The organism is Planococcus massiliensis (assembly GCF_000821325.1).
GTDB lineage: Bacteria > Bacillota > Bacilli > Bacillales_A > Planococcaceae > Planococcus > Planococcus ruber.
In genome coordinates this window covers 1,108,994-1,131,156 of the sequence record NZ_CCXS01000001.1, presented here as the reverse complement: position 1 = coordinate 1,131,156, position 22,163 = coordinate 1,108,994, and the positions used below count along the sequence as shown (strand labels likewise).

21 protein-coding genes are annotated in these 22,163 nt (G+C 43.9%); 6 read left to right on the top strand and 15 right to left on the bottom strand.

The window, feature by feature from the left end; all coding sequences use genetic code 11:
- The first annotated feature begins 18 nt into the window (after window positions 1–18).
- Entirely contained in the window at window positions 19–306 is a 288-nt protein-coding gene (locus BN1080_RS05445; protein ID WP_052650922.1) for a hypothetical protein, read from the top strand.
- A gap of 170 nt (window positions 307–476) precedes the next feature.
- Window positions 477–1,808, top strand: coding sequence for a branched-chain amino acid transport system II carrier protein (brnQ, locus tag BN1080_RS05440; RefSeq protein WP_052650921.1), 1,332 nt, complete (start codon window positions 477–479; stop codon window positions 1,806–1,808).
- A 21-nt stretch (window positions 1,809–1,829) separates the two neighbouring features.
- On the opposite strand, the gene BN1080_RS05435 is transcribed toward brnQ, so the two are convergent.
- Together BN1080_RS05435 and BN1080_RS05430 are read right to left on the bottom strand one after the other, a co-directional pair.
- A complete protein-coding gene (locus tag BN1080_RS05435; protein ID WP_052650920.1) occupies window positions 1,830–2,633 on the bottom strand; it encodes a YflT domain-containing protein in 804 nt (267 codons plus the stop codon).
- Between the two features lie 84 nt (window positions 2,634–2,717).
- Window positions 2,718–3,320, bottom strand: a complete 603-nt coding sequence (locus BN1080_RS05430; protein ID WP_052650919.1) for a YflT domain-containing protein — start codon at window positions 3,318–3,320, stop codon at window positions 2,718–2,720.
- A 481-nt stretch (window positions 3,321–3,801) separates the two neighbouring features.
- Here BN1080_RS05430 and BN1080_RS05425 point away from each other — a divergent pair, with 481 nt between their 5' ends.
- The gene (locus BN1080_RS05425) at window positions 3,802–5,091 is read left to right on the top strand and encodes a helix-turn-helix domain-containing protein (protein WP_052650918.1); all 1,290 of its coding nucleotides are present in this window, start codon (window positions 3,802–3,804) and stop codon (window positions 5,089–5,091) included.
- 11 nt (window positions 5,092–5,102) lie between these two features.
- The gene (locus BN1080_RS05420; protein ID WP_052650917.1) at window positions 5,103–5,444 is read left to right on the top strand and encodes a hypothetical protein; all 342 of its coding nucleotides are present in this window, start codon (window positions 5,103–5,105) and stop codon (window positions 5,442–5,444) included.
- Between the two features lie 61 nt (window positions 5,445–5,505).
- Here BN1080_RS05420 and BN1080_RS05415 read toward each other — a convergent pair whose 3' ends face one another.
- The 10 genes from BN1080_RS05415 to BN1080_RS05370 all read right to left on the bottom strand — a co-directional run bounded on the left by BN1080_RS05415 (window position 5,506) and on the right by BN1080_RS05370 (window position 15,531).
- Window positions 5,506–6,804: a glucose-6-phosphate isomerase gene (locus tag BN1080_RS05415; RefSeq protein ID WP_052654416.1), complete on the bottom strand. Its 1,299-nt coding sequence runs from the start codon at window positions 6,802–6,804 to the stop codon at window positions 5,506–5,508.
- A gap of 84 nt (window positions 6,805–6,888) precedes the next feature.
- A complete protein-coding gene (gene cax / locus BN1080_RS05410) occupies window positions 6,889–7,974 on the bottom strand; it encodes a calcium/proton exchanger (RefSeq protein ID WP_267882908.1) in 1,086 nt (361 codons plus the stop codon).
- A gap of 106 nt (window positions 7,975–8,080) precedes the next feature.
- Window positions 8,081–8,818: a gamma-glutamyl-gamma-aminobutyrate hydrolase family protein gene (locus BN1080_RS05405; protein ID WP_052650915.1), complete on the bottom strand. Its 738-nt coding sequence runs from the start codon at window positions 8,816–8,818 to the stop codon at window positions 8,081–8,083.
- 100 nt (window positions 8,819–8,918) lie between these two features.
- Complete coding sequence (locus BN1080_RS05400; RefSeq protein WP_052654414.1) at window positions 8,919–9,230, bottom strand: MGMT family protein; 312 nt, start codon at window positions 9,228–9,230, stop codon at window positions 8,919–8,921.
- A gap of 25 nt (window positions 9,231–9,255) precedes the next feature.
- Window positions 9,256–9,735 (bottom strand): hypothetical protein, encoded by a 480-nt coding sequence (locus BN1080_RS05395; protein ID WP_052650914.1) that lies wholly within the window; start codon window positions 9,733–9,735, stop codon window positions 9,256–9,258.
- 53 nt (window positions 9,736–9,788) lie between these two features.
- Entirely contained in the window at window positions 9,789–10,787 is a 999-nt protein-coding gene (locus BN1080_RS05390; RefSeq protein ID WP_052650913.1) for a GNAT family N-acetyltransferase, read from the bottom strand.
- Between the two features lie 533 nt (window positions 10,788–11,320).
- A complete protein-coding gene (locus BN1080_RS05385; protein WP_052650912.1) occupies window positions 11,321–11,617 on the bottom strand; it encodes a replication/maintenance protein RepL in 297 nt (98 codons plus the stop codon).
- 149 nt (window positions 11,618–11,766) lie between these two features.
- Window positions 11,767–13,083, bottom strand: a complete 1,317-nt coding sequence (locus BN1080_RS05380; protein WP_052650911.1) for a M20 family metallo-hydrolase — start codon at window positions 13,081–13,083, stop codon at window positions 11,767–11,769.
- A gap of 21 nt (window positions 13,084–13,104) precedes the next feature.
- Window positions 13,105–14,280: an amidohydrolase gene (locus tag BN1080_RS05375; protein WP_052650910.1), complete on the bottom strand. Its 1,176-nt coding sequence runs from the start codon at window positions 14,278–14,280 to the stop codon at window positions 13,105–13,107.
- A 51-nt stretch (window positions 14,281–14,331) separates the two neighbouring features.
- The gene (locus tag BN1080_RS05370) at window positions 14,332–15,531 is read right to left on the bottom strand and encodes a hypothetical protein (RefSeq protein ID WP_052650909.1); all 1,200 of its coding nucleotides are present in this window, start codon (window positions 15,529–15,531) and stop codon (window positions 14,332–14,334) included.
- A 381-nt stretch (window positions 15,532–15,912) separates the two neighbouring features.
- Here BN1080_RS05370 and BN1080_RS05365 point away from each other — a divergent pair, with 381 nt between their 5' ends.
- Window positions 15,913–17,337: an NAD-dependent succinate-semialdehyde dehydrogenase gene (locus BN1080_RS05365; protein WP_052650908.1), complete on the top strand. Its 1,425-nt coding sequence runs from the start codon at window positions 15,913–15,915 to the stop codon at window positions 17,335–17,337.
- 42 nt (window positions 17,338–17,379) lie between these two features.
- Here BN1080_RS05365 and thrB read toward each other — a convergent pair whose 3' ends face one another.
- The 3 genes from thrB to BN1080_RS05350 are packed head-to-tail and all read right to left on the bottom strand — an operon-like array spanning window position 17,380 to window position 20,632.
- Window positions 17,380–18,285 (bottom strand): homoserine kinase, encoded by a 906-nt coding sequence (gene thrB, locus BN1080_RS05360; protein WP_052650907.1) that lies wholly within the window; start codon window positions 18,283–18,285, stop codon window positions 17,380–17,382.
- Window positions 18,282–19,343, bottom strand: a complete 1,062-nt coding sequence (gene thrC / locus BN1080_RS05355) for a threonine synthase (RefSeq protein WP_052650906.1) — start codon at window positions 19,341–19,343, stop codon at window positions 18,282–18,284. Before thrC ends, thrB begins: the two co-directional genes overlap by 4 nt.
- A complete protein-coding gene (locus BN1080_RS05350; RefSeq protein ID WP_052650905.1) occupies window positions 19,340–20,632 on the bottom strand; it encodes a homoserine dehydrogenase in 1,293 nt (430 codons plus the stop codon). The genes thrC and BN1080_RS05350 overlap by 4 nt, the downstream gene beginning before the upstream one ends.
- A gap of 124 nt (window positions 20,633–20,756) precedes the next feature.
- On the opposite strand from BN1080_RS05350, the gene BN1080_RS05345 reads away from it, so the two are divergent.
- On the top strand, window positions 20,757–22,121 hold the full coding sequence (locus BN1080_RS05345; RefSeq protein WP_052650904.1) for an aspartate kinase: 1,365 nt from the start codon (window positions 20,757–20,759) through the stop codon (window positions 22,119–22,121).
- The last annotated feature ends 42 nt before the right edge of the window (window positions 22,122–22,163 follow it).

Sequence of the window (22,163 nt, the reverse complement as noted above, 5' to 3'; positions counted from 1 at the left end):
AGGAGTGAAGCCTAAACAATGGATAGCAATATCGATTTTTATGCAAGCTTACGTGACTGGTCGCCTTGGGATGAAGCGGATGTTCTGAAAATGGAATATGAAAATCGTGCCCAACTAGCCAAATCGATTTCTTGTGTAGGATTGCTTGTTGACTTATCCCTCGATCAACATGCTGAAGTGCGAAAAGCGGTTGCAGAAAACCCGGTCACTCCACTCTCCACATTAAAGCGCCTGGCAGAACAAGATTTGTGCATCAGCGTACAGCAAACCGCCAAAAATACTTTACTTGCTTTATCAAAAACATAAGAACGCAAAGCCATTTCAATGTAATTTGAAATGGCTTTTATTTTGTGCCACTCGAAGTTCCTCCAGGCAATTGTTTTTATCTATCTATTTATTCTAGATTAAGTTTTCAAAACTTATTGAATTCAGCTATAATAGATTTCTATGTAAACAGATAATTTAAGGAGTTTATTATGCAAAAGAAAACGCTTACGTTGAAAGAGTCCATCACAGTCGGCCTTATGCTCTTCGCGCTTTTTTTAGGAGCCGGCAATATTATTTTCCCACCTTATCTTGGGCAGTTAGCAGGAGAAAATATCGGCATTGCGATTTTCGGCTTCCTGCTAACCGGAGTCGGGCTGCCTCTACTGGGGATATTAGCAATTGCGAAAGCCGGCGGTGACTTGCAAACGATTGCCGGCCGAGTGCATCCGTATTTCGGTTTGATCTTCACCTTTATCGTTTACCTGGCCATCGGGCCTTTCTTCGGAATTCCCCGAACAGCTACCGTCTCTTTTGAAATCGGAGTTTTCCCCTTTCTGCCAGAAAGTATGGAAAAATCCTTTTGGCCCTTATTAATATTCAGTGTTGTCTTTTTTACCATCACTGTGCTATTCGCTTTAAATCCAACTAAGCTTGTCGACCGGATCGGCAAGATATTGACGCCCATTTTAATCCTGATCATCGCATCCCTCGTTGTGAAAAGCCTCATCACTCCTCTTGGGCAAATCGGTGAAGCGGTGGGCAACTATCAGACGGAAGCATTTTTTGAAAGCTTCCTCCAAGGATATTTAACCATGGATGCGATTGCTGCTCTCGTTTTTGGCATCGTCATAATCCAGTCCGTTCAGGCAAAAGGCGTAACAGATAAGAAAAGCATTTTAAAAACTACGGTATTTGCCGGAATTATTGCCGCTTCGGGCCTGGCGGCAGTCTACCTCTCTTTAAGCTATATCGGGGTGACCAGTGTAGAAGCCGTCGGATTCCATGATAACGGAGGCACCATTATCGCTTTGGCTTCCAGAGTCCTCTACGGAGAATTTGGCGGGATGATTGTGGCGGCAGCTATTTTCTTTGCCTGCTTGACCACTTCCATCGGTTTAGTCTCAGCTACGGCCCAATTTTTAAATAAAATCTTCCCAAAATTTTCGTACGTCACTTATGTATTCCTATTCGCAGGGTTCAGCACAATTATTGCGAATATCGGCTTAACCCAGTTGATTTCTGTGTCATTGCCAGTCCTCTTGATGATTTACCCGGTCGCTATTGTATTGGTACTGCTATCGTTCATTGACCGCAGTTTTGGCCAGCAGCCGTTTGTCTACGCAATGGCGCTCAGCGTGACCGGAATCATTAGTATTTTGGATGGTTTAAAAGCGGCGGGCATTCGCTTTGCCCTCATCGACGAAAAATTGGGCTTTCTTCCATTCTACGAACAAGGCATCGGATGGGCAACCCCTGCTGCGATTGCCGCAATTCTCGGAATTCTAATTTATCAGTTCAAATCAAAAAAGCAGCCTCATTGATTTAAATGAGGCTGCTTTCTTTTAAAATAATCTGGGTGTTGGAGGAGTTCCCGTCTTTTTCTCCACGTCTTCATGGAGCTTACGGCCATCTCTTGGATTCTGTTCATGTTCGTAGTCGTCGCGTCGAGGCGTATCATTTAAAAGATGCTCTTCCTCCGAATCCCGGCCAAATGGTGCCGGCCCTAAATTTGGATCAACCCCAGGAGACTGCTCGTCTTCTCTGCGATTCACGCCGTCCTGCTGATCCAAAAGGCCGCTTCCTTCGCCTGAAGCAATTCCAGGTTCGTGTTCCATCAATTTCTCTTTCGGTTTGCTTTCATCAGCTGTTTCAGATCCGGTCGTAGGATGGATGTTTTCGCCTTTGACACGCGAATCTTTCGCTTCATCCTGATATCCCGGAACACCGTATTGTTCTTCACGCGAAACTTCAGAAGTGTAGATTTCGTCTTTTCCATGATTTTCTTTTTCATTAAAAGCCATTGTATTTCGATCTCCCTTCGCTAGCGATTTATCCATGTATAGCAAAATCGCTCCGTTTTCCAAATCTTCTGCATAGCGGTCAACTTGCCACTCTTCCAGCTCCATTTTTTTCAGCTGTTCTCTGACTGCATCTTTTCCAGTAAACATCGTTTTAAATGTATTCCCCAATGTACCTGTTTCATGTACATCAATACGGCTGGTGTCTTCTGCATTTAAAACTGCTCCATCATCAACCAGCACGTGAAAATCTTCCTCACGATAGCCTTGGGATTTCAGTTCCTCTATTTTGCTGCGCATTTCTTCCTGGCTGTAAAGCACAATAAATTCGCGATTTGTCGGTTCCATTTATTTCAGCCTCCTGTTTATCGTCTTACTGTTTTGTGTACCCGGTAAAAAGGCTTGCTGAAACATTCAGGAACTCCAGGAATCTTATTTGTATTTTTTGTCACTGGATGAATGTTTTTCAGCAGTCGACATCGATCCGCGCTCTTTTTCAATTTCCGGCTTTTGTTGGGTACTGAAAGACACATGGTGCGGATCTTTCATTAGCGTCGGATCTTGCTGGAATGTTTCTCCCCGTGCAAACCGGTCTTCTTGCTCATCGAAATTATTATCCACCGAATTCACAAATTCATTTTGTGAAGGTTCCACAGGATTTCCCTCCCGGTCTTTAAAAGCGCTTTCGCCTACAACATCTTCAATGCCTTTTCGTTCATCTGCATAGATTAAAATTCCGCCTTTCGCGAGATCCTCTGTATAGCGTTCGGTTTCCTCCTTAGAAAGGTCTAAAGATTTAACCGTACCAAGCACGCTGCCTTCACCTGTTATGAAACCTTTGAATTTATCTTTAAAAGAACCCGCTTTTTGTACATCCAGATCGGTTCCGCCTTCAAGGCCGTCCAGGCGATCTGAATCCTTTGCAAGAATGTGGAGATCCTTTTCTTCATATCCATCTTTCTTGAGTTCTTCAAGTTTGTGGAGCAAATCATTTTCAGAATAAACAACCGCTAATACTCTTTTATCTGTAGCCATCCTCAAAACCTCCATCCATGTATTTGTTATTGCTTTCCCCTTCCCATCCACACCTTAAACAAGACGGTATATTTTACGGGTATTTCTTCTCTATAAACGATGAGAAAATTTTTTATTTTAATTTATGTAATGCGAAATTAATCATTTTAATATTTATTTAATATGTTATTATAAAAGCCGAGAAAAAGATTTTTGATATATTAACCATTTCATCCAATTACTAATTTTCTGCCTAGGTCATTCTTCCTTTATATTTAACTTACAAAAAATAGGTATTAAAAAGGCAGTATATTTTGAAAATTGATGATATCATGGATTTAGGATATTGCATTTTCGTATAATATAAGTTGTGGAGGCGGAAACTATAGTACTTAACAATCTTTCTATGCACTACTTCCCGGAACCGACGTCAAAGCTGGAAAGAAACTCTCCTACATGGATGCTTGAAGTTCTGCCCATTCAAACGGAAAGGAGAGAATCAATGGACACTGGACTGCGCCTGAAATATCATCGATTAAAGAAGAAAATCAGCTTAGAGGAAGTTGCTTCCGGTATCCTCTCTCCCAGGGAATTGAAAAAGATCGAATCCGGTTTAAAAGAACCTTCTTTGGCTGACTTAGAAGCATTATGCAAAAAACTCGAAATTCCACTGGCTCCTAAAGACAATCCAGTCGGAAAAGTTTTGGTTAAAAATTTTAAATCTTCATTAGTCCACCCTCAGAATAAAGGGAAGATCATGGAGCAATACTCCGACATTAAAGATCACCCACTGCTGCATGTGAATGAAGATATTGAATTAGAATATAGCATCCAACAAATTCGGTATTTTATCGTTATAGGGGATTTAGATACCGCAGAATTGAAGTTAAAAGAGATGGAACGTTTCAAAGAATTCATGAATCAAGAGCAATTTTATCTTTTCCATAAATATAACGGAAACTACCATTATATTTTAAACGACCATGAAACAGCTTTGAAAACTTACCTGATGGCTGAAAAAATTGCACCTTCTACTACTTCTCCTTCTGAGCTAGGAGATCTATACTATTCTATTGGGATTTCTTCTTCTCAATGTTGGGAAACTGAATTAGCTTTTAAATACACAGATTTAGCTTTAAAAATATATCAGCAAGAATTTGTTCCAAAGCGTATTGTAGAGTGCCATTTAAATATAGCGATGACCCAACAGCGCATAGGTAATTTCAAGATAGCTACTGAACATTTTAAAAACGCATTAACAATTGGTAGAAAGCTTGAAATTGATATTTTGAGATTCACTACAGAATTTAATGTAGGCTATTCGAACTTTCTATTTCAAAATTTCGAAGCTAGTATTCATCATGTAACTGCTGCATTGGAATTTGTTCCCGCCGAATATACTGCAGATATATTATTGAGTTATTGTTTAATAATAAAGTGTAATATAGAGTTAGAAAATATTGAAGAAGCTCTTAAATGGCAAATGAAGGGCGAGGAAATAGTAGTTGAAAAGCACCTTAATTTAAATTTGCCGACTAATCATGCTTTTAAAGAGGCTATAATGGAATTCTTCTGTTTGTCCCATTATTTAAATGGCGAATATGATCAATTCGAATCCTTAGTTGTAAATACTTTTTTGCCAAGTTTAAGTGTAAATGATAATTTTTATGAAATTGGTTATTATTATGGATTATTGGGTAATCTATACTATAATCAAGAAAGGTACAAAGACTCGTCTTTTGCCTTTAATAATTCACGTTTGGCTTATAAGAATCTTATTACCATTAAATAGGAGTGAATTCAATGAGGAAATTGTCTAAACTAGTCTTGGCTTCAACACTAATTCTCACAAGTCTTTCTGCTACTGCCTTCGTCAATCCAAGCGAAAATGACGTCACTATGCAACACCGTGTTCCGGAGCCTTGGTCTATTCGCAAAGATGTAGCTATGCAACACCGTGTTCCTGAACCCTGGTCTATTCGTAAAGATGTAGCTATGCAGCATCGTGTCCCTGAACCCTGGTCTATTCGTAAAGATGTAGCTATGCAGCATCGTGTCCCTGAACCCTGGTCTATTCGTAAAGATGTAGCTATGCAGCATCGCGTTCCTGAACCTTGGTCTGTAAAAGATAAATTCCAAGCATAATCTCTCATAAATCATAAAAAGCAGCTGCCTTCAAAATGAGGCAACTGCTTTTTGCTTGTTTTTATTTTTCGTATCCGGGCTTGCCAAGAAGCTGGAACATGTTTTGTTTGTACTGCTCTACTCCCGGCTGATCGAATGGATTCACGCCCGAAAGGTAAGCGCTCATGGCACAAGCTTTCATGAAGAAGTACAGCAAATATCCTGTATGATGGGCATCTAGTTTCGGAATCTCCAATTGCAGAATCGGCACGCCTCCATCGTGATGGGCCATGGCGGTAGCATTCAGCGCTTGCTGATTCACTTCATGCAAGGTTTTATCCACCAGATAGTTCAAGCCATCCCCATCCTCTTCATCAAAAGGAATTTGGCTTTGCTGCTGGTCTTCCGTAAAGCTGACCATCGTTTCAAATAACATGCGGCGGCCGTTTTGCAAGTATTGGCCAAGCGAATGCAGATCGGTCGAATAAATGACGGATGCCGGGAAAATTCCTTTTCCTTGCTTGCCTTCACTTTCGCCAAACAATTGCTTCCACCATTCGTTCATGCCAGCCATCGCCGGTTCAAAACTTGCCATGACTTCTGTCGAATAGCCGCGCGCATTTAACACTTGACGGTAAGCTGCATAAGCGTAAGCTGCATTCTCCTCTAAATTCGTAGAGATCAAGTCCGCCTCTGCTTGTTTTGCTCCGCTTAGCAACTGGCGGATATCAACGCCGGCCGCCGCCAAAGGCAGCAATCCTACCGGAGTCAATACCGAATAGCGTCCGCCAATGTCACCTGGAATGACAAAAGAAACATATCCTGCTTCATCCGCCGTTTTCCGGAGGGCTCCAGCTGATTCATCCGTTGTTACGATAATTCGGCTAGCAGCTTCCTGTTCACCGTATGCTTCGTACATCCACGCTTTCAGTTTCCGGAAAGCGATGGCTGGTTCTGTTGTTGTACCTGACTTCGAAATTACGTTAACCGCCACTTTTTTGCCTTCAATATAAGCAAGCAATTCTTCCAAGTATCTGCCGCTTATGTGCTGGCCTGCATACACCACTTCAAGTCCTGTGCGGCCGAAAGCCGGACTCAACAAGTCCTGCACTGCTTTGGCTCCCAAATACGAGCCGCCAATTCCGATGACAATCAGGACATCGACATCCTTGCTCAATTTTAAAGCCGTTTCTTCAATGCGGGAAACTTCTGCATCATCCATCGTAGAGGGCCAGTTCAGCCATCCAAGGTAATCAGCACCTGCTCCTGTTCCTTCATGGATTTTTTTGTGGGCGCTTTCAACGAAATCTTGTAAAGCCGTCAGTTCATCTTTTTCTACAAACGATTGAATGTATTTGTCATTTAAAGATATAGTTCCTATGGAAACCACCGCCTTTTTTTAATGTATTTATTTTACCATGATTCCTTAAAGATCAGGGATAATATGTCGAAAGTCGCATATTATTTACAGCAAATAAAAACCGATGCCCATAATTAAATAAGCAGCCAGCAAGGTCAAGCCTTCGAACCAATTGGATTCTCCATCATTCGTTGCGTTAATCGTAAGAAATACTGCCGTGATCATTGCGACGAGTTCAGGAATCGTGAATACCAGCGGCATCTGGACAGGCATGAACAAAGAAAGCAACACGAGCACCGGCGCTACGAACATGGCTACCTGCAAAGTCGAGCCGATGGCAATTTCAACTGCCACATCCATTTTATTTTTCATTGCCATCATAAGTGCTGAGGCATGTTCTGCTGCATTGCCGACAATGGCAACCACAATTACACCGATAAATAGTTCAGACCATCCGAATTGTTCGCCGACTTCTTCAAATGTATGGACGAGGTTTTCTGAAATAAAAGCGACCACTAACGTGGCAGCAAATAAAATAATAATAGCTTTTGGTTTCGTCCATTCGGGTTCTTCACGCACTTCTTCCACATCGGCGTCCGAATGTGTGTATACCCCTCTATGGGTAACCAATTTGAAAATTAATCCTGCTAAATACAACAGAATCATAATAATCGAAATGCCGGCGCTTAATTGAATGGTTTCACGATCCGTCATGGTCATCGAAAAAATTTCAGGTATGACAAACGCGACGACAACCGCAAATATCAACAATCCCGAATTATGCGAAGCATCATGGACGCTGAATTTCTGTCTCTTGAATTTAATGCCTCCCAAGAAGAAAGACAGCCCTCCCACAAGTAGAAGGTTCCCAAGAACAGATCCCGTCAAAGAGGCTAGAACGACGCCAACCAATCCCGCCTGCAGCGCAAAAACGGAAATGATCAGTTCTACCGCATTGCCGAATGTAGCATTTAACAAACCGCCAATACGCGGCCCGCTGACGATCGCTAAACTTTCAGTCGCACGCCCCATAAAGCTGGATAAAGCGATAATGCTGAGGGAACAGAGGACAAACATCACGATACTCGGCCATTCCAGAAACGAACCAATGATGGCTAAAGGCACGGTGATGATTACCAATATGCTAAAAATCCGATTCATTCTTCTCACCTCCTGTATTCGTTTTTCCATACCCGATGCCCGTACGTTCGACACTTATTAAGACCAAAAGAAACTAAGAAAAGGCATGCGCCCGGTATCGACCGGACGCATGCCTTTTCACTTTAACGATTCGATTCTATTTCTGGTTTTGCATTTTATCTTTTCTGCATTCTTTTACGAAACGTTCAAAGATTTTTTTAGAAGCTTCATCGCCCTGCAGCGCAAATTCTTCGGGATGCCACTGGATGCCCATCACAAACTGGTGATTTTCGCTTTCCAGCGCTTCCACTAATCCATCGGCTGCGCGCCCTGCAACTTTCAGCTTGTCCGAAACATCTTTGATCCCTTGGTGATGGAACGAGTTCACGTTAAACGTTTTTTCTTCCATGATTTTAATCAATCGGCTATCGTCTTCGAGGGTCACGGAATGGGTACGGTGTGTACGCATAGCCATTTGCTTATGCTGGTACAAGGTCCCTTCATATTGCGCTTCCAGATCCTGATAGATGGTTCCGCCCAGTGAAACATTCAGCATTTGCATGCCTCGGCACATGCCAATAAAAGGTTTATCCAATTCGAGGAAATTCAAGATTAATTCTTTTTCGTATTGGTCACTGCCTGGATAAACAGCTCCTAAACGGATATGCGGTTCTTCTCCGTAAAGCGTCGGATTAATATCCCCGCCTCCCGTCACAATCAATCCGTCCAATCGTTCACAAAGCAAGGGAATATCTTCTTCGTCCACAATCGGAACGATTAAAGGCAAGCCTCCTGCTTGCAGGATTGCCTTTCCGTAAACCGGATCCAATGTGTACATTTGATCTTTTTCTACACGTGCTGTAATCCCGATGACGGGTTTATGCTCATTTTTCATTCGTAAAATCCTCTCTTGTAAAAAGCCACAGTACTATTTCTACCCCTTCTGCTAAAAAATAAAACATAGATAAGCCGTTGGCTAAGAGAGAAGTTCGAAGTCATATCCGCGGATCGTATCGATATCTCTCTAAATCGACAATCCCATTCTGCGCCACATCGACGCCTTCTTCTTGAAGGAGCTGAAGCTGGGCAAAACGGGATTCTTCGTCCTGCAACACTATTTTCCCTTGGGCATTGATGACCCGGTGCCAAGGCAATCCATGCTTCCGGCTCATGCTGTGGAGGAGTCGCGCAACCTGGCGTGCGCCTCTTGGACTTCCAGCACAGGCAGCAATCTGCCCGTAGGTCATCACTTTCCCTTTCGGAATCTGAGCAATCAGTTCGATGGCTTTTAATGTAAACGGCTGCATCTGGTTCAATCCTATCTCGTTAATTTTACTTTTCGGCAACTGCCTTTTCTTTTACTTCCCTGAGCAGCTCCCCGCTGCGATAACGTTCAACGACGCCATAGCTGAATTCATACAAAGGCAAGTTGGCTGTCTCTGCTGCCAATCCTTCCGTTTTGTAATGAAGGAACTTATAATAGCCAATCATTCTTTCGATCAATTCTTCCAGCCCTTTGATGGATTCTTCCTTTTCGTATTGAAGCGGCTTTGAAAAATCCACGGCTTCTGCATCAACTGCATACAGCTCTTGCAGGCTTTCCAGGCCATTAACAGTTTCGTCAAAAAGCATCTGCCTCGGCTCCAACCGGTAATATCGCTGCCAATAGGAAAAAACTTCCTTGGCGATCCCCAGTTTTTTTGCGCCTTCGGATGCAGTCAGCCCTTCTTCTACACATAATTCATGCATCACTTTTCTCAACGACTTTTTATATTCCCGTTCAACTAATCCTTTATATTGCAAGTATCTCATAAATGGCCCTCCCCCGTAATAGATAGACGTTCGAATATCCGGCATTCTTTTTCCTATAAATTGCGATAGCGCTTTATTACATCGGATTCTTCTTCAGAGATCAATTGTTTATAGATCGAACGATTGTGCACTTTCTTGCAAATATAAAACATGGAAGCTGGCATATTGCTTATTTCTTCTTTTATGCTGGCCCTTTCTTCTTGGTCTTCGGAATAGTCACCGCCAAGATGAAAGAATTGATAATAATTGTCCCTTCCCCATTCTGCTATTTTCATTAGAAGCATTTTCGTCGCATCCAAGGATTCAGGCTCTTCCAGATCCCCTTCAAGATGATGGTAAATGGTGTCGCCCAAAGTCAGCACATAGGAAGCAGAAATCAATTTATTCTCGTGATAAGCACCAAACAAATGCAGGTTCGGACCTAAGGAACTAATGAGTGCTTCAAAATAATCATTGGTAAAAAAATAATAGCTGTCCGCATCTTCTTTTCTCCTGACACCTGAATAATAGAGCACCAGAAACTCAAACATATGCCGGACTGTTCCCAACTTTTTTATGACAAAGCCGTTCTCCCATTGCTCGGTTGACTGAACAGAGGAAGTTTTTGAACCGGGATCGATTTGAAGAGTAAAGGTCTCATAAATAGGCAGCAGGTTTAAATGTTCCTTAAACAGTTCGGCATTCCCTTTTAGCGGATGGAAACGGATATATTCGACAATGATATTTTCTTGCCGGCAATATTCTGAGAAGACAGCAAGAAAGTTTTGGATCAATAACGGGATATTCTTGACCGCTCTAACTAAAGGACCGCCATAGCCAAAAGGCGTAGTAATGTCAAAATAAGCTGAAGATTGTCCTTCAATCGCCCTCTTGATGAAAGGATAGGCGATTTCCCCTTCTTCATCGATATAGTAAAACATCAGCGCTTCTCCCGGATCCAGTTTCATGGCGCTTAAAAAATATTGGCTTGTGTAATAGATATCGGATGCCTGAAAAAGATGCAGTATCTTTTCCCAGCGCATATGGTCATGTATGGATACAACCTCAAACATTCTCCTCACCCCTGTTTTCAACTAAAAAAATTCGTCTTTTTCTTCCGTTCACGTTTATCTCTATGCGGAGCGCTTCTCTTCAGCCTTCTATCCAATCAATCCAACCTAAGTTCCACCAGAAAAATGATAAAAGAGAGGTGAGGGCAGAATCCAATCTTTCCTTGAACTTTTGATACAATAGCTTAACTTGTACCGCTAAAGTTTGGAAATTCGCTCAGTCGGCTGCTCTTTTGGAGCAGAGGATTGGAACAGGGGAGTAGTCTCGAATCACTAATAATTGTTTATTTCTAAAAATTCAGATAATTATAGTTCATTTATATCATAAAATATTAGTTCTATCCACACTTTTTCAAAAAAAAATGAAATTTTCTTTCTATCCTTTGAGCATTTAGACTTTGAAAACAACTTAATAAACAGTTAAAGGGCTTTAAATAGTCTCAATGAACTATTCATCGTATATTTTCAGGCTGGAGGCATTCAAAGCATTTTTAACAAAATAAACTCCCTCTTCTTTTTCGAAGAGGGAGTTTATTTTAATCTTTCCATAGCCCGATGATGCCATTCCGGCGATAAATGATTTGTTTGTTTTCCAAAGTTTTTAAAACTCGGGTTAATGTTTGGTGCGGTGTATTCATCTCAGTCGTGATCTCTTTGATGGTCTTAAATAATACTCCTTCATTTGTAGCGTTTTTGATAAAATACTTCATAAACTTTTCGCCTGTATCAGCTATCCGTTCAGACTCGTTTGTGAAACAATCTCTCGATCTCTTTAAGATCTTATGCTCCGTAAAAGCACGAGAATCAGACACTTGGTTAAATGCAGATACCATCTTATCGCCTCCCAGAAGTTTACTATTATTATTGTTCTTTTACATATATACCCTGTTTCCCATCAAATAGACATCAAAGTTTAAATTTTTGTATTATTTAAAATAAAAATCCCGCTTTTCATTGAAAGCGGGATTTGAACAAGTTAATTTCAATTAGAATTTGTAATGGTTTCACCCATCTTTTTTTCAATAAAGTTTTTTAACACATGAATCCCGTAAATACAGTCATTCAAGGATGACCATTCTTTCGGATTGTGGCTGATCCCGTCTTTGCTTCTGACAAATAGCATGGCGACCGGAATGTGGCGGCCTAATATCATGGCATCATGTCCCGCCCCACTTGGGATATAGGCGGGTTCAATGCTGAACTCCTTCAGAGAATCTGCGAGTTGCGCTTGCAATTCTTGTTCAATCGGCACCGGTTTTATCTTCGTGTTCTGTTTAATCGCGAGCTGGATATCCCGATTCTTCGCAATGTCCTCTGCTTCCTCGATAATGCGGTTAAGTAGAGCATCCCGTGTTTCTTCATAAATGTCCCGGATATCCACATGCAGCACCACTTTTTCTGGAATCACATTGATGCCGTTTGGAAGAACTTCCATTTTGCCGACTGTTGCCACAGCGGTTTCACTGATTTCTCCTGGAAATTCAGGAATCCGTTGAATAAAGTCAGCAGCCGCAACCAGCGGATCTCTTCGCCCGATCATCGGGGTATTGCCGGCATGGCCTGCTTCGCCTATAAACTCGACTTCCAGCCAAGCTGGCCCTGCAATTCCGCTTACGATGCCTACTGGCTGATCCGCTTTTTCCAATTTCTTGCCTTGCTCAATATGCACTTCTACAAACAATTCCAATTCCTCAATATCTCGTTTCGCTTCTTTGAATTGTTGGAGGCTGCTGCCATAATGCGTCAATACTTGTTCCAGGCTGTCTCCATTGTAATCACGCAGCCCTTCTATTTCTTTATCGTCGATCGCACCGATCATCGCTCGGCTTCCGCTCAAGCCGCTGTTGAAGCGGGAACCTTCTTCATCTGAAAAAACGATGACTTCGTAAGGCTTTTCTGGAACGTAATTTGTTGCTTTCCATGCTTCAGCTATTTCCAAAGCGGATAAAACGCCAAGAGGTCCATCGAAGTTCCCTCCATTCGGCACACTGTCTACATGAGAACCGGAGGCAATCGCTTTCGCTTCTAAGTTTTTCCCAGCAAGACGGCCTCTAATGTTGCCCGCTCCGTCTTCTGTGACATCCAGACCCGCTTCAACCATCCATTTTTTCACCAACGACTTAGCCTTTTTCTCTTCGTCTGAAAATCCCGGCCGCTTTACGCCGCCAATTTGGGTATAGCCGATATGCGACAGCTCGTATAATCTGCTTGCCACTCTTTCTCCGTCTATCCCTGAATGCGTCAACCGGCTATCAAAGTCTTTCATTAATTCTTCGAATAGCGGATTTTCCAAAGCCATAAATTTGTGCCTCCTATTCTACTATTTAGTCAAGTATGCCCACGCATATTGGGCATATAATTCAGCTCCAGTCGCCATAGCCTCTTCGTCGATATTGAACTTGCCGTGGTGATGTGCCCACTCTGTATCTTTTTCTGCATTTCCGCTTCCCACTAAAGCAAAGCTCCCTGGCACTTCGTCGAGATAAAAAGAAAAATCTTCCCCGCCCATCGTTGGCTTTTCCTTATATAGAGAAGCTTCACCAAAGGCTTCAGAGGCTACTTGCTGAACAAATAGGGCACTTTCTTCTCCATTAATGACCGCTTGAGTTCCTCGAATATATTCAACGGTTGCAGTTCCGCCGTAGATCGCCGCTGTATTGGCTGCATATACTTCCAGCTGTTTTTCGATGTGGTCCCGAGTTGCAGCATCAAAGCAGCGGACTGTTCCTTCAATCTCAGCGTTTTCCGCAATGATATTGAAGCGGGTGCCCACAATCATTTTCCCGATCGTTACAACTGCCGGCTGCTGCGGATCAATGGTGCGTGACACAACGGACTGGACGTTCATCACAAATGATGAAGCAATGACTGCTGCATCGATGCAATCTTCTGGAATTGCCCCGTGTCCGCCTTGCCCTTTAAAGTGGACTTTGAAGATATCCGCAGAAGCAAAAGACGGTCCCGGGTTGCAGGCAACTGCCCCGGTTGGAATCTGTGACCAAATATGAATGCCAAAAACCTCATCGACCGCTTCCACCGCGCCTTGTTCAACCATTGCTTTAGCGCCGGTCGCTACTTCTTCTGCAGGCTGAAAGATAAAGCGGACAGTTCCTGGGATTTCGTCTTTAACCGCCGCTAAAGCTTTGGCAGCTGCCAATAGCATTGCCGTATGGGAATCGTGGCCGCAAGCATGCATTTTTCCAGGCTCTTTTGATTTATATGGAAGATCGGTATTCAACTCTTCTACGGATAAAGCGTCCATATCAGCTCGAAGCGCTACGGTCTTTCCGTCTTTTCCGCCTTTTAAGTTCCCGATCACGCCTGTCGGTTCCGTTTTTCTGCATTCGATGCCGAGCGCAGTCAAATAATCGTAGACGAATTGAGACGTCTTTACTTCTTCCCACGAAAGTTCCGGTTCGCTATGCAGTTTTCTTCTAATCTCGATCATTTCTTCATTGTTTTCTTGGATGGCGTTCTTGATGATTTCATTTAGCATAAAAACTCTCCTCCACTGATTGATAGAGTCTTTCTTCTATTTAAATACAGGTTATAGGAAACCGACAAATATTCCCGCTAATATGACGGATACGATGGTTACGGTGATAAATCCAGCGACAAGCATTGGCGGCAGCATATGGCTAGTCAATACTTCGCGCTCTTTCTCATCCTTCGTTAAAGAATTGATGACTTCGTTAGTAATAATGTAGTCAGCCGGGAAACCGTAAAGGGCGGTCAATGAAACAGCAAATGCCATTTCTTTGCTCACTTTCAGCACTTTTCCCATAAAGAATGAGAAGACATACATGCCGGCCACGCCGATGACAATACAGCTGACCAACGGATACAAAATTTCAAGCATCATGCTTGGCGTCGCTGTTTTCAATCCATCAAAGATGTATAGCAATAGGGCCATGATAGCAAAACCAAAGCCGTTTGCTTTCATCAATGGATGTTTTTCCAAGAATCCGGCCGAACGGGCTATGACCCCGAAAAGAAGGCAAAGGACGAATGGGCTGATTTCCACTACGGGTGCAGCTACAGTAGACACCAAATACGCCAAGTACGCTACAAGCGATAATCTAAAGAATTTGAAGAAATCGGTATTGTATTTTTCAGGCATTCTTGCGAACATTCTCGGTTCTTTAACAGGCTTTACAGGTTCAGTCGTTTTCTTAGATGCCACTAAATTCTGCTCAGGCAATTCATTATTGCGGTATTTCTTTAACAGCATTTTCCCTTCACGCTTCAGCATGATGGATGTTAAAGGATATCCAGCGAAACCTTGGACAACATAGATGACGATTGCGAAAACAGCCAATGTCGGCAAACCTGCAGCTGTTGCCCCTTCAGACATGATCAAGGCAGATACCAATCCGCCCACCAATGGCGGAATCGCTACAACGACCGTTTGAAAATCGAAAAGGAACGTGCCAATCGCAAATAAGAACGCTACAATTCCAAGTATTCCAGAAAGTGCAATTAAAATGGTGCGCCATTGATTTTTCAATTCTTCAAGAGACAATAGCGTCCCCATATTCGTAATCAGCAAGTAGATAAGCATGGTCGCCACAACCGGCGGCACGCCCGCTAACGAAACAATGTCTTCCGGAAAGAATGTCCAGTAGCCAATGAGGAAAAGCACACCGCTGACAAAGATAGACGGAATCCATGCTTTTGTCCGTATTGAAATCATTTCACCGATAAAAAGTATAAAAATCATTATTGCCAAAGCCAGCATTTGCGCCATTGTGCTTCCTCCTCTTTCTCATAACCAAATAATTTTCTCTCGCTTTATCAGGGAAGTACGCGCTGGCCAGTACGACGTCCTTTCCCCCGTTAAAGTAATGTTGCAATATTAGCATAGTTTTTAAATTAGATAAATAGAATAAAATGACTATTATGAAATTACGCACAAATCGAGAGGCTTCTTTCGATAAATGAAACCGATTCCAACAGCTATATATTGCATATTGTAGACACCTACAAAAAATTAAAAAAATTTTTTAACTTTTTTCTTTTTTTCAGCATTTTTCGTTTTTATTCCAAGAAAACGATTTTGTTTAAAGCAATCCCGTAAGAGGTAAAAGATATAATTAGAGTACATAAGAATAAGAGGAGGAATGGAACGATGGAAGGCAAACATTATATCAACGGCGAATGGACTATATATGGCGATGAAGTCATCCAGGTCATGAATCCAGCTACCGGCGAACAAGTGGGCACGGTGCCAAACGGCGGAGAAGCGGAAGCAACTGCAGCTATTGAAGCTGCAGCTGCTGCATTTCCCAGCTGGTCGAAGACGACCGTTTATGAACGCGCAGACCTTTTAATGAAATGGCATGACCTGCTCCTTGAACATAAAGAAGAAGTCGGAGAAATCTTGACAAAGGAAATGGGAAAACCGTTGGCTGAAGCAATCGGTGAAATCGAGTATTCCGCTTCTTTCATTTCCTGGTTTGCAGAGGAAGGCAAACGTTTATATGGCCGGACGATTCCCGCCAGCAAAGAAGGAAAGCGAATTCAAATCAATAAACAGCCGGTCGGCGTTGTGGTTTCCATCACGCCGTGGAACTTCCCGGCTGCCATGATGGCCCGCAAAATGGCCCCGGCTCTCGCAGCCGGCTGCACCTTTGTTGCAAAACCGGCTAAACTTACGCCGCTTACTGCTGTTCGGATCTATGAACTGGCGGAAGAAGCAGGATTTCCAAAAGGCGTCATCAATTTGGTCACAGGAAGTGCGAGCAAAATCGGCAAAGTCTTCACGAGCCATCCGGATGTCCGGAAGCTGACTTTTACCGGATCCACTGAAATCGGCAAAGAACTGATGAAGCAAAGTTCAGAAACAATGATTAATTTGTCTCTGGAACTTGGAGGGCATGCGCCGATCATCGTTCTGGATGATGCCGACCTGGAACTCGCTGTCGAAGGCGTGATGGCTTCGAAATTCCGCAATGCCGGGCAAACTTGTGTATGCGGGAACAGGATCTATGTGCAATCAAACATTGTCGACAAGTTTTCAAAAATGCTTCAAGAAGCGACTGCTAAACTAAAAGTCGGCAATGGACTGGAAGAAGGCGTAACAATTGGTCCGCTCGTTGATAAAGACGGCTATGAAAAAGTGGAAAAACATGTACAAGATGCCGTTTCGAAAGGTGCCAAAGTGTTGATTGGCGGCGATGGCAAAACGGAAAATGAAGCCTACTTCTACAATCCGACCGTTTTGGTGAATGCCAATTCCGATATGCTCGTGATGAACGAGGAAACATTCGGGCCAGTGGCTCCCATCATGTCATTCGAGAAAGATGAAGAAGCGGTCAAACTGGCGAATGACACGCGTTTTGGCTTAGCTGCCTATTTCTTCACCGACAGCATGTCGCGCGGAACTTACCTTGCTGAAAACCTGGATTATGGAATTGTCGGCTGGAACGATGGCTCTCCTTCAACGGCTCAAGCGCCATTTGGCGGCATGAAAGAAAGCGGAATCGGCCGCGAAGGCGGCCAGGAAGGACTCGAAGCCTTCGTGGAAACTAAATACATTTCCATCAAATTATAAAAAAAGAAGGTCCAGGGGAAATTCCCCTGGGCCTTCTTTTTGTTATAGGACGGTCTGAACGGACTTGATCCCCGATTCAGAAGGTTTAGTTAAGAGGCATTCATAATGCGTGAATTGCTTGCTTAAAATCTCGCTCAACCTGTGCTCTTTTCCCTTTTCCGTCATGACGAAAAGAGACGGGCCGGCCCCGCTGATCGCCACGCCATAAGCACCGGCTTTTCTGCATACGGACCGAATTTCATCGAATCCAGGAAATTTTGCTTTTCGATACGGCTCGTGGAATTCGTCTTTCTCCATCATGCGCCCTGCTGTCTGCCAATCTCCCCTCGCAATCGCGGCAGAAACGACATTGGCAGCCGCACTACTGCTGACCGCTTCCTTATAGTCCAATTTTTCCGGAAGCAAGCCCCTGGACTCACTTGTCAAAAAAACTTCCTGCGGCACTAAAATGATGATTCCAATATCCACTTTGGGTACGTGTACGACAGCGAGTTCTTCCCCATTTGCGTACGAAATCGTTGCGCCGCCCAGCAAAGAGGCAGAAATATTATCGGGGTGCCCCTCCATTTCGGTGCCGATCCTCACCTTTTCCTGCATCGGAATCTTTAGTCCGAGCAGGCAATCGGCCAGCTCGATTCCACCCGCAATTGCTGATGCGCTGCTGCCAAGCCCCCGTCCTAACGGAATATCAGTCTCAATCAGCAATTTTGCTGAAGGCAATTGCTGCCCATATTTTTGCGCCACTTTTTTAGCTGTCTGCACAATCAGGTTGTCTGACGAGCTTGGAAGATGGCGATATTCTTCATCCGCATATTCCACTATCCAAACCGGATTTTCTGAAACGTGAATGGTCATATGAAGGTCAAGAGCCAGGCCAATCGAATCAAAGCCCGGACCAAGATTTGCGGTTGAAGCTGGAACGGTTACAGTGAAATCATTCCATTTCATAATTTCACTCCTTTTTTCAGATCCTCCCAAAAACGTTCCATGTCTTCAGGGACCAGCTGCGCTTTATGTTCGTTTACGGAAATGGCCGTTTCCGGATCTTTCAATCCATTTCCAGTCAGTACAGCTGCAACCGTCGATCCTTTTTCAATCATGCCGCTTTCGACTTGTTTCTTTATGCCGGCAATTGATGCACAAGAAGCAGGTTCTGCAAAAACGCCTTCTGTAGAGGCAAGGAGTTGATAGGCCTCTAGGATTTCTTCGTCTGTGGCAGCGAGTATCGTCCCATTCGATTCATCCAGTGCATTTAAAGCGAGTTGCCAGCTGGCCGGATTGCCGATGCGGATAGCAGTTGCTACTGTTTCCGGGTTTTCCACGACGTGATTATTGACGATCGGCGCGGCGCCTGCTGCTTGAACACCTAGCAATACCGGACGTTTTGCTCCTTTTTTCTCGGAGTATTCACTAAAGCCTTTCCAGGCGGCAGAGATATTCCCTGCATTTCCAACCGGAAGTGCGAAAATATCCGGCACTTGCCCTAATTGATCGATGACTTCAAAAGCGATCGTCTTCTGCCCTTCCAAGCGATATGGATTGACTGAATTCACTAAAGCGATTCCTGCTTCCTGTCCGACTTCACGAACCATTTTCAGCGCTTCATCAAAATTGCCTTTGATTTCAAGAATTTCCGCTCCGTACATTTTGGCTTGAGCCAGTTTGCCGAGTGCAATACGCCCTTCCGGAATAACGACGATGGTGCGCATGCCGGCTCTTGCACCGTATGCCGCTGCAGAAGCGGAAGTGTTGCCGGTAGAAGCACAGACAAGAACTGTTTTTCCTTCTTCTTTTGCTTTTGCCACAGCCATCACCATGCCGCGGTCTTTAAACGAACCCGTTGGATTGGCTCCTTCCAATTTCACGTATAAGTTGATGCCCCATTCTTCGGATAATTTCTCCAAATGCACCAAAGGTGTATTTCCTTCTTGCAATGTCAGTGCCGGCGTCGCTTCGCTTACCGGCAGCCACTCTTTGTATTGTTCAATCAATCCTGGCCATCTCATGCTGTTTCCTCCCCTTCAATGCGGTAATGGCTGATGACGCTTGCCGTTCCTTCTAAATCTTTGAGTACATCCAAATGCTGCTGCCGCGAAATCTGATGCGTCAATAAAATCAGTTCCGCCTGGCCTTCCTGCCCTGCCGGATTTTGGATCACGGATTGCAGGCTCGCACTGTTTTTGCTGTAAATCGAAGTTAGCTTTGAAAGAACGCCTACTTCGTCATTTACAAGCAGCCGGTGGAAGTATTTTGAGTACCGGCTGTTTTCCGGTTTAATGACTCGTTCATGCTGTGCGGAATGCATGCGTTTGCCGTTGACTTCCATTAGAAGATTGCGGCAAGCAGCAATGATATCCGAAACAACCGAAGTCGCAGTCGGCAGCGAACCTGCCCCCGGGCCATACAGCATGGTTTCACCGACTGCATCGCCATATATGTATACCGCATTGAATTCATTATTGACTGAAGCTAATGGATGTGAATTGGCAAGGAAAATCGGTTCTACAGAAACTTCGATGCCTTCTTCGTCTTTTTTCGAAGATCCGACCATTTTCATGGTGTAGCCGAATTTTTCAGCCATTTCAAGATCCCCATCCTGGATTTCCTTCATGCCTCTTACCAAAACATCGTCCAAGTGGACTTCCGTCGAATAAGCTAATGAAGAAAGAATGACCATTTTCCTTGCTGCATCCACTCCGTCTACATCAGAAGAAGGATCCGCTTCTGCATAACCGAGCTTCGTCGCTTCTGCGAGTGCATCTTCGTAGCTCATCTTCTCTTTTTTCATTTTCGTTAAGATGAAATTCGTTGTTCCGTTCACAATCCCCATTAAACTTGAAATTCGGTCAGAAGCCAATCCATCCTCAAGCGTCCGGATGATCGGAATGCCGCCTGCGACACTTGCTTCGTAAAATAAATCACATTTCTCTGCATCGGCAAGCTTTAACAGTTCATGTCCGTATTCTGCCATGACGTCTTTATTGGCTGTCACGACTTGCTTGCCTGACTTCAGCGCTTCTTCGATCGCTTTCTTTGCGCCGTCAATGCCTCCCATGACTTCGACAATGATATCAAGGGAAGAATCATTCAAGATTTCCTGAATATCGGTTGTGAACACGTTCGGATCCAAACTCGATAATCTTTCCTTATTATGGTTTCGGACCAGCACCTTTTTAATGGTGACAGGTACGCCTAGTTTATGGTGGAGATCCTGCTGATGCTGCTGCAGAATTTTAGCTACACCGGTCCCTACCGTTCCCAGTCCCAGCAAGCCGATTGAAATTTCATTTTTCATTGACGATTCCTCCCAAGGTGTGTACACTGTGAAAATACAGTTGTTTTCTACATAGAGACATTATAGTATTATATAAAATTTAACACAACCCTAAATTCACTATTAACAGATAGGACTTGATAAGATGAAGGTATGTAAATTCGGTGGAACATCCGTAGCAGACGCTCAGCAACTAAAAAAAGTGGCCTCAATCATCCGTGAAGATCCGTCCCGAAAAGTGATTGTGGTATCGGCTCCCGGGAAACGTTTCGATGGCGATACAAAAGTAACCGATCTGCTCATCGATTTAGCCGAGGCGGCATTAGCAGGACAGGATACGGTCCCTGCACTCCAAAAAGTAGTAGACCGTTATGCACAAATCGCAGCGGACTTAGGCTTGGATAGCGAAATTATGGCGATTATAGCTGCTGACCTTGCCGGCCGTTTATCATTCAGCAAAGAAAACCCTTCCTTGTTTTTTGACCAATTGAAAGCAAGCGGCGAAGACAATTCCGCAAAACTGGTCGCAGCTTATTTGACAGCTATCGGCCTGAAAGCCGAATACATCAACCCCAAAAATGCAGGGCTAGTGGTAACCGAAGCACCTGCGCGGGTTCAAGCGCTGCCAGTTTCAAATGACAATTTGTCGGCTTTGCGCTACAAAAACTCCATATCAGTCTTCCCCGGATTTTTCGGCTTCACAAAAGATGGAGAACTGCGGACATTCGACCGCGGCGGATCTGACATCACCGGCTCCATCCTGGCGGCAGCCATTGGAGCGGATCTCTACGAAAACTTCACAGATGTGGATTGTGTCTTTGCAGCAAATCCGCGAATCGTTGAAAACCCTGCGGAAATTGAGCTGATGACTTACCGCGAAATGCGCGAATTGTCTTACGCAGGATTTGCTGTCCTCCATGATGAAGCATTAATGCCGGCCTTTAAAGCTTCTGTGCCCGTCTGCATCAAAAACACAAATAATCCTGGAGCCCAAGGAACGATGATTGTAGCCGAGAGGGATTATTCCAAACGCCCGGTCACTGGCATCTCAGCCGACAGCGGCTTTTCCACTTTATACGTCAGCAAATATTTGATGAACCGGGAAGTCGGCTTCGGCCGGAAGCTGCTGCAGATTCTCGAAGATGAAAACGTTTCTTATGAGCATATTCCGTCCGGTATCGACAACTTATCCGTCATCATTCGGAGCCATCAATTGACGCCCGAAAAAGAATTCCGCATTGTCAGCCGTGTGAAAACTGAATTGAATGCAGATGATGTCCACTTAAACAGCAACTTTTCGATGGTGGTTTTAGTAGGTGAAGGCATGAAGTATACAACGGGGCTCGCTGCCCGTGCAACAGAAGCCATCTCACGGACGGGCGCTAATATCGAAATGATCAACCAAGGCTCTTCCGAAGTCAGCCTGGTGTTCGGCGTCCTTCAAAAAGACGAACAGAAAATCTTGAAAGAATTATATAATGAGTTTTTTGCCCCTTCCTATGCGCTATAATACATGAAAACGCCTCTGACATTTCCTGTGTCAGAGGCGTTT